The 12,621-nt window shown below is 71.6% G+C and carries 8 protein-coding genes; 3 read left to right on the top strand and 5 right to left on the bottom strand.

Annotation, left to right across the window (positions count from 1 at the left end):
• Positions 1-234: 234 nt before the first annotated feature.
• On the top strand, positions 235-552 hold the full coding sequence (locus tag J3R73_RS31590; protein ID WP_370880043.1) for an SDR family oxidoreductase: 318 nt from the start codon (positions 235-237) through the stop codon (positions 550-552).
• Positions 553-633: 81 nt separating this feature from the next.
• Here J3R73_RS31590 and J3R73_RS29595 read toward each other — a convergent pair whose 3' ends face one another.
• The 4 genes from J3R73_RS29595 to J3R73_RS29580 form a co-directional block, all read right to left on the bottom strand.
• Positions 634-948: a hypothetical protein gene (locus J3R73_RS29595; protein ID WP_307435992.1), complete on the bottom strand. Its 315-nt coding sequence runs from the start codon at positions 946-948 to the stop codon at positions 634-636.
• A 161-nt stretch (positions 949-1,109) separates the two neighbouring features.
• Positions 1,110-4,556, bottom strand: coding sequence for an ATP-binding protein (locus tag J3R73_RS29590; RefSeq protein ID WP_307435988.1), 3,447 nt, complete (start codon positions 4,554-4,556; stop codon positions 1,110-1,112).
• Positions 4,553-5,818 (bottom strand): metallophosphoesterase family protein, encoded by a 1,266-nt coding sequence (locus J3R73_RS29585; RefSeq protein ID WP_307435985.1) that lies wholly within the window; start codon positions 5,816-5,818, stop codon positions 4,553-4,555. Before J3R73_RS29585 ends, J3R73_RS29590 begins: the two co-directional genes overlap by 4 nt.
• A gap of 6 nt (positions 5,819-5,824) precedes the next feature.
• Positions 5,825-6,337 carry a DUF1993 domain-containing protein gene (locus tag J3R73_RS29580; RefSeq protein WP_307435982.1) on the bottom strand — a complete coding sequence of 171 codons (513 nt, stop codon included), beginning with the start codon at positions 6,335-6,337 and terminating at the stop codon, positions 5,825-5,827.
• A 420-nt stretch (positions 6,338-6,757) separates the two neighbouring features.
• Between J3R73_RS29580 and J3R73_RS29575 the strand changes: the two genes are divergently transcribed.
• The gene (locus J3R73_RS29575; protein ID WP_307435979.1) at positions 6,758-8,140 is read left to right on the top strand and encodes a 3' terminal RNA ribose 2'-O-methyltransferase Hen1; all 1,383 of its coding nucleotides are present in this window, start codon (positions 6,758-6,760) and stop codon (positions 8,138-8,140) included.
• Positions 8,137-10,707: a polynucleotide kinase-phosphatase gene (locus J3R73_RS29570; RefSeq protein WP_307435976.1), complete on the top strand. Its 2,571-nt coding sequence runs from the start codon at positions 8,137-8,139 to the stop codon at positions 10,705-10,707. The genes J3R73_RS29575 and J3R73_RS29570 overlap by 4 nt, the downstream gene beginning before the upstream one ends.
• A 15-nt stretch (positions 10,708-10,722) precedes the next feature.
• Here J3R73_RS29570 and J3R73_RS29565 read toward each other — a convergent pair whose 3' ends face one another.
• Positions 10,723-12,465, bottom strand: coding sequence for an adenylate/guanylate cyclase domain-containing protein (locus J3R73_RS29565; RefSeq protein ID WP_307435971.1), 1,743 nt, complete (start codon positions 12,463-12,465; stop codon positions 10,723-10,725).
• Positions 12,466-12,621 lie beyond the last annotated feature (156 nt).

Genomic DNA, 12,621 nt, shown 5'->3' with positions numbered 1-12,621 from the left:
GCCGCCGCCGGGCGGAAATGCGCAGGCCCCCTGAGCCGCCGGCGTCGCACGGAGATTTTGCGGCGGCAAGGCCGGAGCAAATTGGTTTGACGCGCCCCCCTGGTCGAGAAGTCCGCCACCTTTTTCTGAAAAATGACCTCGCCGGCGCGCTCGTGAGGACAGAAGCGCTGCAGCAGCCACCTTCCGGCCGGACCGGGCATCCTGTCGACGGGATAGACCGCCTGGAACGGCATCATGCCGGCTGCCGGCCCCTCCAGCTCGATACGGGCGAGACGCCCCGGCGGGAGATCATCGGCCAGCAGGTTCTCTCCCTGGGCGACCAACCGAGGGTACCGCCCGGCCCTCTCGAACAAGGTGACGCCGAGCGGCGCCTCCAGGCCCACCGATATCGCGGGCCCCGTCGCCTTCCTCACCAGCGCAGATGCGCGCTTCGTCACTGGCCAGACGCTGGTGGTCGACGACGGCCTGATGCGGCTCAGAGCCGGACGGCGACCGCGGGCAGCGATCCGGTCAGCCTGTTCGCTCCGCGCGTTCGACCCGTCCGGCGGATAATGGGAAGGCGCTTATAGCAAAAACCCCGCCCGAAGGGCGGGGCTTTCCGATGCATCGCGCCGGCGATCCGTCCGGGGCGTGCTACTGGCAGACCCGCACGCGCTCGATATGCCAGCCCGGGTCATATTCGTTCGGCACGCGCTGGCGCTGGAAATAGCAGCGGGGCTCGACATACACAGGCGCCGGATCCTCGTAATAGGCAGGACCCTCGTCCTCATAGCGGTTCTGGTTGGCGATCGCGCCGCCGAGCAGCAGGCCGCCGACGACACCGGCCGCCGCGCCGCCGGCGAAGGCGCCGTTGCGGCCATAGCGCGCTTCCGCCGTTCCGGTTGCCGCAAGCGAAGCGCCCGCGACAGTGGCCAGAACCAGGCCCGAAGCAATGATCTTCCCGAACATGGTCAACTCCTCAAGGGCTGTTCAAGCGATACGGTCCGTCGAAGACACCGATATCCTTAACTTGAGGACGAAGATTACCTGATTCGAACTGAATGGATGATGAACACGCAAAAGTGGTATTATTTGCCGCAACACTATCCCCCCGGCCAGGCACCGTCGATCTAGCGATCGAGCGTTACGACATCGACGGCGTCTCCCAGCCGTTCCTTTGCGATCTCTGCGACATGCCGGTGATGGGTGAAGAGAATCTTCTGCAGAGGCGATCCGCCGGCGGCGAGGACTGCGAGCGTGGCGGCGACGCGCCTCTCGTCGAAGGTGATGACGAGGTCGTCGCCGATGAAGGGCGGCACGACGCGCCGCGCCGCCATGGCTTCGAGGTTGGCGAGGCGCAGAGCGAGGTAGAGCTGGTCGCGCGTGCCCTCGCTCAGGCCTTCGATCGCGATCGTCTCGCCGCCCGGCCGCCGGGCCGCCAGGCGCAGCCTGTCATCGTCGTCGTACAGCGTGGCGATGCCGGCGAAGGCATTCTCGGTGATGGTCGCGAAGAGGGCGCCGGCGGCTGCGATCAGCGGCCCCTGCTCCGTCCGGAGCTGACGCTCCAGGCCGGTGTCGATCAGCAGCGAAGCAGCCTTGAGGACGAGATAGTCGCGGGCGATGCGCTCGAGGTCGCTGCGCGCATCCTGCAGCCGCTGGGCCGCCCCGGCGGCGCCCGCCTCGCGCTCGATCGCCTCGCGCCGGCGCCTCAGTTCGACCAGCGCGAGCGCCGCCTGCTTGTCCTCCTCCGCAAGGGCGGCGAGTTCGGCCTGCACCACCGCGATCTCGCCGGCCGCCTGGTCCGCGCCGATGGAGGCCGCCTCCTGCCGGAGCGCCGCCTCGTCGAGGCCGTCGCCCTGCGCCGCGAGGCTGTCCCGCGCCTCGCGCAGCGCCTCCTGCAGCAGGAGGCGCGCATTGAGGTCTCCGGCGAGCGCGGCCAGGCCCGCCGCCTCGCACCCGGCCTCCGCCGCGAGCGCCGCCAGCGCCTCGTCGCGCCCGCGCTGGGCCTCGGCGGCTTCTCCCAGGGCAGCGCGGTGACGGGCGAGAAGCTGGCGCGCCGCATGGCGCCGGGCGGCGGCCTCGCGCGCGCCGTTGAGCGCGGCCATCAGCGCCGCCGCCGCCGGCATCGCCTCGGCCGGCCCGCCCGGAAGCAGCCGCCCCGCAAGCTCTGCCGCACGGGCGACAAAGCCCTCGCGGTCTTCGAGAATGGCGGCGATGCGGTGTTCGAGGCTGGCGAGCTGGGCGAGCTTGCCCTGCACGCCCAGCCAGAGTTCGGTCGCCTTGGCGGCCTCCTGCGCACCGGCCCCGCCGATGAGTCCGATCGCGGCGAGCGCCGCGGTCCATCCCTCCTGCGTCGCCGACAGCGCCGCCCGGGCCTCCGCGGCCTCGGTCTCGGCGCGGGCGAGATCCAGCCGCGCCGCCGCGAGGCGGTCGTCCAGCGAACGGGCTTCGCGTGCCCACTGGTCCAGGCCGTCCAGCCTGTCCTCGACGAGCCGGATCAGGCTGGGGAGGCTCTGCGCGGCCGTACCGGCCAGCCCGGCCTCCGCGGCGATCGCCTCGAGCGCCGGCCGCTCCTCCTCCAGCAGGCGGACGGCCCGCGCCGCCGTCGCCGCCGCCTCGGCGAGTTCCGCCCGCAATTCGCGCAGGCGCACGACCTCGGCCAGGAAGCGGCGCATCACCGCAGGGGCCTCTGCCGCACAGCCCAGCGGCGCGAACAGCGCCTGCCAGCGGTCGCGGATCTCCTTCTCCTCGGCGCTGCGCAGGGCCTGCCGCGCCCGCACCGCTTCGAGCGCGGCCGCGGCTTCCGCCTGCGCATGGGCCGCCATGTCGCGGCGCGCCAGCCTTTCGACCTGGCCGAGGCGCCGGTCCGCGAGGTCGTCGACCTGCATCACCGCCCGGCGATAGGCGTTCACCGATGCCGTCCTCGGATCGGCCAGCGCGACGTCGAACAGGTCGTCGCGCTCCGCGCGCCGGCGGGCGAGCAGGGCGTCGTCCACCAGATCCCCTTCGCCGCCCTCCGCGGCCATGGTCTGGCGGCTGGCGGCGATCACGCCCTCGAGCCGGGCCGCCTCGGCGGCGTCCTGCCGCTGCCCGGCCTCAAGCCCGGAAAAGCGCTGCTCGAAGGCCGCGACGGTCTCCTCGGGCGGCGCCGGCCATGACCACAGCGCCGTCCGATCGCCGATGGCGGGAGAGAGGCGGGCGAGGCGCTCGTCGAACTGGCTGCGCCGACGGGCGAGATCGGCTTCGCGGTCGCGCGCCGCCGCCGCTTCGGCCAGCGCGGGACGCATCGCCTGCAGGCGGCGGCGCAGCGGCTCAGGATCGCCGCCCGCCCCGAGCCCGTCCCTCTTCTGCGCCAGCGTGCCGATGGCTTCCCCGGCGCGCCGTGCGGCGCGATCGCTCTCGGCGGCTGAGAGCTCGGCGGCGCGCCGCCGTTCCGCCAGGACGCGGATGCGCTCCAGCGCAAGGTCGCTCGGCTGCAGCCGAGCGAGCGCCGTGCGGTCGGCCTGGCCGAGGCGGCGGGCGAAATCGTCGAGCGCCGCGGCGGCCTCGCGGGCCTCCTCCTGGCGCCGCGCCAGATCCTGCAGCGCCTTGGCGAGGGCCGCGCGTTCGTCATTGAGCGCGACGATCGCCTCGCCGGCGGCGAGCACGGCCTCGTCGACGGCGATCGCCGCCAGCGCCGCCTCGGCGTCCGCCACCTCGCGGGCGATCCGTGCCAGGGTCTCCCGGCCCGCCGCCGCGGCCGCGAGGGCCGTTTCGATCCGGGCGGCGGAGCCCGGCGGCAGGTCAGGCACCCCGGCCAGGGCCGCGAGCCCTTCCTCCGCCCTTGCGACACCGGCGAGCAGCGGCGCGACGCGCCGCACGCGGTCGATGCGGGAACGGCGTGCACCGGCCTCCTTCAGCCGTTCGGCCAGGGCCGCGGCGCGCGCCTCGCCGGCGGCGATGCCGGCATCGAGCTCGCGCACGTCGTCGGCGCGCAACGACTGTTCGCGCAGGGCCTTGCGGGCCGCGTCGTAGCGGTCCTGCGCCTCGTAGAAGGCGCGCTTGCTCGACCGGCGCACCCCGAACAGCCCGTCGGCCTCCGCGTCGAGCCCGGCGCGCACGGCGATCAGCGTCCGGAGCCCCGACGCCGCCGCGAACAGGCTTTCGCCGACCTCGCCCTGCGCCGCCAGCATCTGGCGGGCGCCCTCGCGCAGCCCGCTCTGGCCGAGGCCGAACGCCGCCAGGAAGACGTCGCGCGAGATGCCGCCCAGCATCGGCTCAAGCAGCGCCTCGTCGAGCGGCGCGTCCTGGTCGTCGGTGAGCGAGTTGCGGTTGCGCTTGCGGCGCCAGAAGCGGAGTTCGCGGCCATCCGCCCCGCGCATATGGGCTCCGATGCGCAGATCCTCGTAGCGATGGCGGAAATTGGCGGGACTGCGCAGCTCGAAGCCGTAGAGGAGGTCGGTGATCGCGGCGAGGGCGGAGCTCTTGCCCGCCTCGTTGGCGCCGTGGACGATATGCAGCGCGGCGTCGGGCCGCAGCTCCAGCACCGTCCCCGTGAACGGGCCGTAGCGGTCGAGATCGAGCCGCGTCAGCCTCATGCGCCCGGCTCCCCGCCGGAACCCCGGCCCTGCCGCAGCCGGCCGAGCGCGATGGAGCGCGCCTCGTCGAGCAGCCCCGACCGCGCCTCCTCCCCGCCTTCGGCCAGCAGCGGGCGCAGCTCGTCGGGCAGCCTCGCGGCGATGTCCTCGAAGGCGGCGGCGAAGGCGGCCGCGAAGCCCGGCTCCCCCTCGACGCCGGAGAGCAGCGCCTCGGGGTCGGCGAAGCCGATGCCGGCATCGGCCGGCTCTGTCCGGGGCGGCGTGGTGGCGAGCACGACGCGCTCGACATAGAGCCGGTCGCTGACCCTGTCCGCTGCGGCCTGGAGCTCGGCCTGCACATGCGGGCCGGATGCCGCCAGCCCGTGATGGACCGGCGTCTCCCCGTCGAGGGTGAGCCGCAGGGCGAGCGGGCGCTCGCCCGCCGCCAGCGCTTCGCGGCGCAACGCCGGCTCGACCCGGCGCACGACCTCGTCCAGCGAGGCGGCGGCGCCGACGTCGACGCGGATATGAGCCCAGCGCGCTCTGTCCAGCGTCAGCGGCTCGACGCCGACGATGGCGCCGTCCTCGACCTCGACCAGCATCGCGCCCTTGGCGCCGGTCTCGCGGATATGGCGGCCCTGCAGATTGCCGGGGAACACCACATAGGGGTCCTCGCAGACGATCTCGGCGGCATGGATGTGGCCGAGCGCCCAATAGTCGTACTGCTTGGCCCGGAGGTCGGCGAGCGTGCAGGGCGCGTAGGAGGCGTGGCCGGCGCGCCCGTCGAGCGAGGTGTGGAGAACGCCGATGTTGAACCAGCCGGGAACGGCCTGGGGGTAGCTGCGCACCATGTTCTCGCTCACCGCCCGCTCGGCGAAGCTGCGTCCGTGCAGCGCCACCTTGAGCGCCGGCAGTTCCACCGTCTCGGCCTTGCGCGTGCCGAACAGATGCACGTCGGCCGGCAGGGTCAGCGAACGGGAGATGATGCTGTCGGCGTCATGATTTCCGCGGATGAGATAGGCGGGAATGCCGGCGCGCGTCAGCCGCGCCAGCTGGCCGGCGAAGAACAGGCCGGTGTGGTAGTCGCGCCAGTCGCCGTCATAGACGTCGCCGGCGATGATCAGGAAGGCGGCGTCGCGCTCGATCGCCTCCGACACCAGCGCGACGAAGGCGTTGCGCGCCGCATCGGCGAACAGCGACGCCAGATGCGGCTGGCGGGCGGTGAGCCCGTGCATCGGACTGTCGAGATGCAGGTCAGCGGCGTGGATGAAGCGAAAGCGCATCGCGGCTCAGGCGGGAAGGGATCCGATGAAATCGAACTTGCCCAGTTCGACGCCATTGCTGCGCAGAATCGCATAGGCCGTCGCGATGTGGAAGAAGAAGTTCGGCAGCGCCATATGCATGAGATAGACCGGCCCGGCGAAGCTGTGCTCGCCCTTCGCCAGCTTCATGGTGACGATGCGCTCGGCACCCGCCGCCACGGCTGCCTTCGGCACCGAGCGGATGAAGTCCAGCGTGCGGGCGATGCGCTCCTGCAACTGGGCGAAATCGCGCTCGTCGTCGGCATATTTCGGCGCCTCGACGGCGGCGAGCCGGGCGGTCGCCAGCTTGGCGAAGTCGCAGGCGAGCGAAACCTGGCGGGAAAGGGGCAGCATGTCGGGAAAGAGCCGCAGTTGGCAGAACACCGCCGGCTCGACCTTCCGGGCCTCCGCATGCGCCGCCGCCTTGCCGAGCATGGCTGCGAGGCTTTCGAGGAACTGGATGAATACCGGCACGCTGGCCTGATCGATCGAGAAGGGCATCGTCACATTCCGCCATGGGAGCGGCATCGCCGCGGGGCCGCGTTCCTAACACGGAACGGCGCGCGCGTGGCGAGGGAAAGCGGGGCGCCCCTGAGGGCGATCGCATTTGGAAATGTTGGTCATCCCGGACGCGATGCAGCACGCCAGTGGTGCATCGCAGATCCGGGATCTCGCGCAGGATAAGGCTCGTTCTGCGTGCGATCCCGTGTCTGCACCGCATCCTCTCCAGGATGCAGTGCGCTCGGGATGACATGTCTGGATCAAATGCGATCAGCTTGGGCTGCGCCCTCGGGCTCGGCGCTCAGACATGGACCATCCGGCCGGGATGGATGATATCGCTATGGGCTTTTCGGGCATTTACCGTTAGGAAAATCCCCCCGCGGACCATGATACCGGTCCCTGTTCGAGTCGCGCCCCGCCATGTTCCTCTCGCTCGCCACGACCCATAGGCCCGCCACCGACCTCGGCTACCTCTTGATGAAGCATCCCGACCGCGTGCACGAATTCGAGCTCGCCTTCGGGAGGGCCTTCGTCCTGTTTCCGCAATCGGACGAGGCGCGCTGCGAAGCGGCGCTGGTGCTCGACATCGATCCGGTCGGCCTGGTGCGCGGGCACGGAGCCTCCGACGGACCGCTCGACCATTATGTCAACGACCGGCCCTATGCGGCTTCGTCCTTCCTGTCTGTGGCGATCAACCGCGCCTTCCGTTCCGCCATGGCGGGCAGCTCCCGCGAAAGGCCGGACCTCGCGGCGACGGCGATCCCGCTCGAGATCACGGTCACGCCGCTGCGCGTCAGGGGATCGGAAACCTTGGTGCGGCAGCTGTTCGAGCCGCTCGGCTGGCGCGTCGACCTCGATGTCGTCGCAGGCCGGGCCGGACCGTCGGCCTATGCCACGCTGCGCCTGTCGGGAACGCTGACGCTCGCGGACGCCCTCAACCACCTCTACGTCCTCATTCCCGTGCTCGATACCGACAAGCATTACTGGATCGGCGAGGACGAGGTGGACAAGCTCATCGCCAAGGGCGGCGCCTGGCTGCACGGCCACCCGGCGCGGGAGATCATCGCAACGCGCTACCTCAAGCGCCGGCGCGGGCTCGTGCGCGCCGCCCTGGCCCGCCTCGCCCCCGAAGAGGCGGAAGAGGAGACAGGGGCCGGGCGACCCGCGGCGCAGCCGGGCCGCGAGGAAAGGCTGGAAGCGCCGCTGCGCCTGCACGACGTCCGCCTCGATGCCGTCGCCGGGGCGCTCGCCGCCAGCGGCGCCTCCGTCGTCGCCGATCTAGGCTGCGGCGAGGGCCGGTTGCTGATGCGGCTCGTCAAGATGCGGCAGTTCAGGACGATCATCGGGCTCGACGCCTCCTCCGCCTCGCTGCAGCGGGCCAGCGAACGCCTCGGGCTCGAACAGGCCACCGGGCCGCGGGCGGAGCGTGTCGTCCTGCTCCACGGCGCCCTCACCTATCGCGACGACCGCTGGCACGGGGCCGAGGCCGTCGCCCTCGTCGAGGTGATCGAGCATCTCGACCCCGATCGCCTGCCGGCCCTCGAAGAGGTCGTCTTCGGCGCCGCCAAGCCGCGTACCGTGATCGTCACCACGCCGAACGCCGATCACAACGTGCTGTTCGACGGGCTGAGAGCGGGTGCCTTCCGCCATCCCGACCATCGCTTCGAATGGAGCCGGGCGGAGATGCAGGCCTGGGCCGGCCGCATCGGCGAGCAATATGGCTATGCCGCCGTGCATTCCGGCCTCGGCGAGGCCCACCCCGAATTCGGCGCCCCCTCGCAGATGGTGGTGTTCACACGATGAGGCTTCCCGACCCCACCCTCCTGGACATTCCCGACTTCTCGCTCGTGGTGCTGATCGGCGCGACCGGGTCGGGCAAGTCGACCTTCGCCTCCCGCTGGTTCGCACCGACCGAGATCGTCTCCTCCGACCGTTGCCGCGGCCTCGTCAGCGACGACGAAAACGACCAGACGGTGTCCGGCGACGCCTTCGATCTCGTCCGTGCCATCGCGGAGAAGCGCCTGAAGAACCGGCGCCTCGCCGTCATCGACGCCACCAATGTCCGAGCGGCCGAGCGCAAGGCCTGGATCGAACTCGCGCGCCGCTGGCACGCTTTGCCGGTGGCGATCGTCATCGATCCCGGTATCGACGTCTGCATCGAGCGCAACAGCCATCGGCCGGACCGGCCGTTCGGCCCGGGCGTTCCTCGCCGCATGGTGCAGGAAATCCGCAGCGGCCTCAGGAACCTGCCGAGGGAAGGCTTCCGGCAGGTCTGGAAACTGTCCTCGGAGGCGGCGGTCGAGGCGGCCGTGATCGCGCGCAAGCCGCTCTGGACCGACAAGCGCATGGATCACGGGCCCTTCGACATCATCGGCGACGTACATGGCTGCGCCGACGAATTGCGGGCCTTGCTCGACAAGCTCGGCTACGCGGTGACGGGATCGGGCGACACGCTCTCGGTCGCCTCGCCCGCGGGGCGCAAGCTCGTCTTCGTCGGCGATCTCGTCGATCGCGGCCCGAAGACGCCGGAGGTGCTGCGCATCGTGATGGCCGCGGTGGCGGCTGGCCATGCCTATGTGACGGAGGGCAACCACGACAACAAGTTCAGCCGCTGGCTGGCGGGCCGCAAGGTGACGGTCAACCATGGCCTGCAGGCCTCGATCGACCAGATCACCGCCGAGCCGCCGGACTTCGTCGCCCGCGTCAAGGCCCTCCTGGGCGACCTGCGCAGCCATTACTGGCTCGACGGCGGCAGGCTGGCCGTCGCCCATGCCGGCCTCAGGGAGGACATGATCGGCCGCGGCTCCCCCGCGGTGCGGGAATTCGCCCTTTACGGCGAGACGACGGGCGAGACCGACGATCTCGGCGTTCCCGTCCGGATCGACTGGGCGGCGAGCTACCGCGGCAAGACGGCCGTCGTCTACGGCCATACGCCGGTCGTCGAACCCGAATGGCTGAACAACACGCTCTGCATCGATACCGGCTGCGTCTTCGGCGGCGAGCTCACCGCTTTGCGCTGGCCGGAGCGCGAAATCGTCGCCGTCGCCGCCGAACGCATCTATGCCGAGCCCCTGCGGCCCGCTCCCGCCGCCGTCGCCGCCGAGACGAGCGTGCAGGCCGAGGCGGACCATCTGCTCGACTATGCCGACGTCTCCGGCCGGCGCTGGATCGATACCGCCATGATGCGGCGCATCGCCGTTCCCGAGGAGAACGCCGCGGCCGCATTGGAGGTGATGAGCCGCTTCGCCATCCCGCCGCAATGGCTGGCCTATCTGCCGCCGACCATGTCGCCGGTCGAGACCAGCCGGGACGAAGGCTGGCTGGAGCGGCCCGAGGAAGCCTTCGCGTTCTTCCGGGAACGCGGCCAGCAGACCGTGGTGCTGGAAGAAAAGCATATGGGCTCGCGCGCCGTCATCGCGCTCTGCCGCGACGAAACGGTGGTCCGGCGCCGCTTCGGCCTGCGCGGCGATGAGGGTGGGGCGATCTGGACCCGGACGGGGCGCGCCTTCTTCGACGACGGCGCCACCACCGCGGCCCTGCTCGGCCGCATCCGCCGCGCAGCCGACGCCGCCGGCCTGTGGGAGGAGCTCGGCACCGATTGGCTGCTGCTCGATGCGGAGATCATGCCGTGGTCGGCGAAGGCATCGGGCCTGATCGCGGAGCAATACGAGCCGGTGGGCGTTTCGGCGCGCGCCGGGCTTCAGGCCGCGCTCGACGCGGCGACGCGCATGCTGGGACGGGTCGCCGGCGCGGAGGCGCTGCAGGCCCGCCTGCGCCTGCGCGCCGACAAGGCCGAACGCTATGCCGAGACCTGGGCGCCTTATGTCTGGCCGGTCACGAATGTCGACGACCTCAAGGTCGCGCCTTTCCACCTCCTCGCGAGCGAGGGCGCGGTGCACTTCGACAAGGATCATCTGTGGCACATGGGCGTCGCCCGGCGGCTGGCCGCATCCGGGGAACCCGCCTTGGTCGCCACTGCGATGCATGTTCTCGACCTCGACGACGCCCAGGCCTGCGCCGCCGCGGCGGCCTGGTGGCAAGGGCTGGTCGCCGCGGGCGCCGAGGGCATGGTGGTGAAGCCGCTCGCTTTCGCGCCGCGCGGTGCCAAGGGTCTGATCCAGCCCGCCCTCAAGGTGCGCGGCCCGGACTATCTGCGCATCGTCTACGGGCCGGAATACGACCTGCCGGAAAATCTGCAGCGCCTGCGCTCCCGCGGGCTCGGCGGCAAGCGGGCCCTTGCCCTGCGCGAATTCGCGCTCGGCCATGAGGCGCTGTCGCGCTTCGTCGCAGGGGCGCCGCTGCGCAAGGTGCATGAATGCGTGTTCGCCATCCTGGCGCTGGAGAGCGAGCCGATCGACCCGAGGCTGTGAGGGGTTTGAGCCCGGTCAGTCCGGCAGCCCGGCCTTGCGGAGCCCTTCGAGCAGGTGGTCGCTGTCGAGCTCGTATTTGAAGGGCCGGGCGGCGATGAAGATGCGCGCGGAGAAATCGGGCTTGGCCGCGAGCAGCGCCGCCCGCGCCCGTCCGGCGCCGTCGGCGTCGCCGAGCTGGGCCCGGCAGGCGGCCAGCCCGGCGAGCACGCCGGCCTGGGGCCCGGCCACGCCGGCATAGGCCGCGGCGCCGTCGGCATAGTCGCGGGCGCAGTAGCAGGCGAGGCCGAGATTGGTGGCGTACCAGGCGGGGTGGAGCGGATCGAGCCGCATGGCCCGTTCGATCCAGGCCCTCCCCTCCTCCGGCTTGCCGAGATAGGTCGCCAGCGGCGAGCGCAACGCCAGGATGCGGGCGTCGTAGGGGTTGAGCGCATGCGCCTTCTTGTGATGGACCTCGGCGATGTCGAGCTGGCGCCGGTAGAGGGCGATCTGACCCATGACGAGATGGCTCCAGCCATCGGCCGGATCGAGAGCCAAAGCGCGTCCGGCGAGGTCCGCCACCGGCGCGAGGTCGCCGCTGCCCGGATGCAGCGCCCAGGCCCGCAGGCGCATCAGGGCCAGCATCGCCAGCGCCCCCGCATAATCGGGATCGATCGCCAGCGCCTTCTCGAAGCAGCCGAGCGCGAGCGCGCTCGAGGCCGGGTCCAGGCGGTTGGCGTGGCGGGTGCCCTGCAGCATCAGGTCGAAGGCGTCGAGGCTCTCGGTGCGCTTGCGCTGCGCCGTGTCGGCGCCGGCCTCGGCCAGGCGCCCCGCCAGGATGCCGGCGACGCTCTCCACCAGCCGGTCCTGTGCGTTGAGGAGCCCCTCCGAGCGCTCGTCGTAGCGATGCGCCCACAGGACGACCCCCGAGGCGCCGTCGAGGAGCCGGACCGACAGGCGGAACCGGCCGGCCTCGACGCGGACGGCGCCGGCGAGGACGAAGCGCACGCCGAGGGCGGCCGCCACACGCCGCGGATCCTCCCTCTCGGCCGCCGGCCGGGGCGCCGCCGCGAGCACCGCGATGTTCTTGAAGCGCGACAACGCCGCGATCAGGTCGTCCGCCAGGCCCTCGCCCCAATAATCGTCCGCGCCGGCGCAGGCGAAGGGCGGGACGGCGATGCTGAACTTCCCTTCCAGCCCGCGGGCCTGCCCGGGCTCGCCGAGGCGGATGCGGGCGACTTCGATCGGTTCCCGGATGCCTTTCAGCAGCCGGGCTCCCATGTCCTCGATGTCGAGCTTCTCGACATCGAGGCCGTCGCGGATCGTCTTGGAAATGCAGATGCCGCCGGGATTGGCGATGCTCTCCAGCCGCGCCGCGATGTTGACGGTCTCGCCGAGAAGATCGCCGCCGCTGAGATGGACGCGGCCGGCATGGATGCCGATGCGGTAGGACAGGACCTCCTCGCCCGTCTTCGCGGCGCCGGCGAGGGCCGCCTGGATCTCCCGTCCGCAGCGGACGGCCTGCTCGCCGGAGGCGAACTCGGCCAGCACGCTGTCGCCGCCGGTGGAAAAGATGCGCCCCTGCCGCGAGGCGACCGAACGATCGATGATGGAACGGCTCGCCGCCAGGGCGGCCAAGGCGCGCGCCTCGTCCTGGCTCATCGCCCGGCTGTAGCCGGACGCATCCGCGGCGAGGATGGCGGCGATGCGGCTCGTCGGCGCGGGCCGGTCGATGACGGGATGGCGATCGGCTTCCATGGCGGGCGGCGAGAGGGGCGGCATTCGGCCGCGAATGCAACCGAGGATAGCGTCATGCCCTGACCCGCACCATAGTGTTTCCGAGCCCGTTCGCCTGTCCTCCTGCCCCGGCTCGGGCGGCGGCGGATGGCGCCGGCCGGCGGCCCTGCGCGGCGAAACGCATGGTTTCATTGACTCGGG

This window comes from Labrys monachus, from assembly GCF_030814655.1.
Lineage (GTDB): Bacteria > Pseudomonadota > Alphaproteobacteria > Rhizobiales > Labraceae > Labrys > Labrys monacha.
The sequence above is the reverse complement of the archived record's forward strand: the minus strand, read 5'-3'. Positions and strand labels throughout refer to the sequence as shown.

Bases quoted from the DNA above. Each gene is read 5' to 3' on its own strand.
- J3R73_RS31590 (WP_370880043.1), top strand. From the start codon at position 235: ATGCCGGCTGCCGGCCCCTCCAGCTCGATACGGGCGAGACGCCCCGGC.
- J3R73_RS29595 (WP_307435992.1), bottom strand. From the start codon at position 948: ATGTTCGGGAAGATCATTGCTTCGGGCCTGGTTCTGGCCACTGTCGCG.
- J3R73_RS29590 (WP_307435988.1), bottom strand. From the start codon at position 4,556: ATGAGGCTGACGCGGCTCGATCTCGACCGCTACGGCCCGTTCACGGGG.
- J3R73_RS29585 (WP_307435985.1), bottom strand. From the start codon at position 5,818: ATGCGCTTTCGCTTCATCCACGCCGCTGACCTGCATCTCGACAGTCCG.
- J3R73_RS29580 (WP_307435982.1), bottom strand. From the start codon at position 6,337: ATGCCCTTCTCGATCGATCAGGCCAGCGTGCCGGTATTCATCCAGTTC.
- J3R73_RS29575 (WP_307435979.1), top strand. From the start codon at position 6,758: ATGTTCCTCTCGCTCGCCACGACCCATAGGCCCGCCACCGACCTCGGC.
- J3R73_RS29570 (WP_307435976.1), top strand. From the start codon at position 8,137: ATGAGGCTTCCCGACCCCACCCTCCTGGACATTCCCGACTTCTCGCTC.
- J3R73_RS29565 (WP_307435971.1), bottom strand. From the start codon at position 12,465: ATGCCGCCCCTCTCGCCGCCCGCCATGGAAGCCGATCGCCATCCCGTC.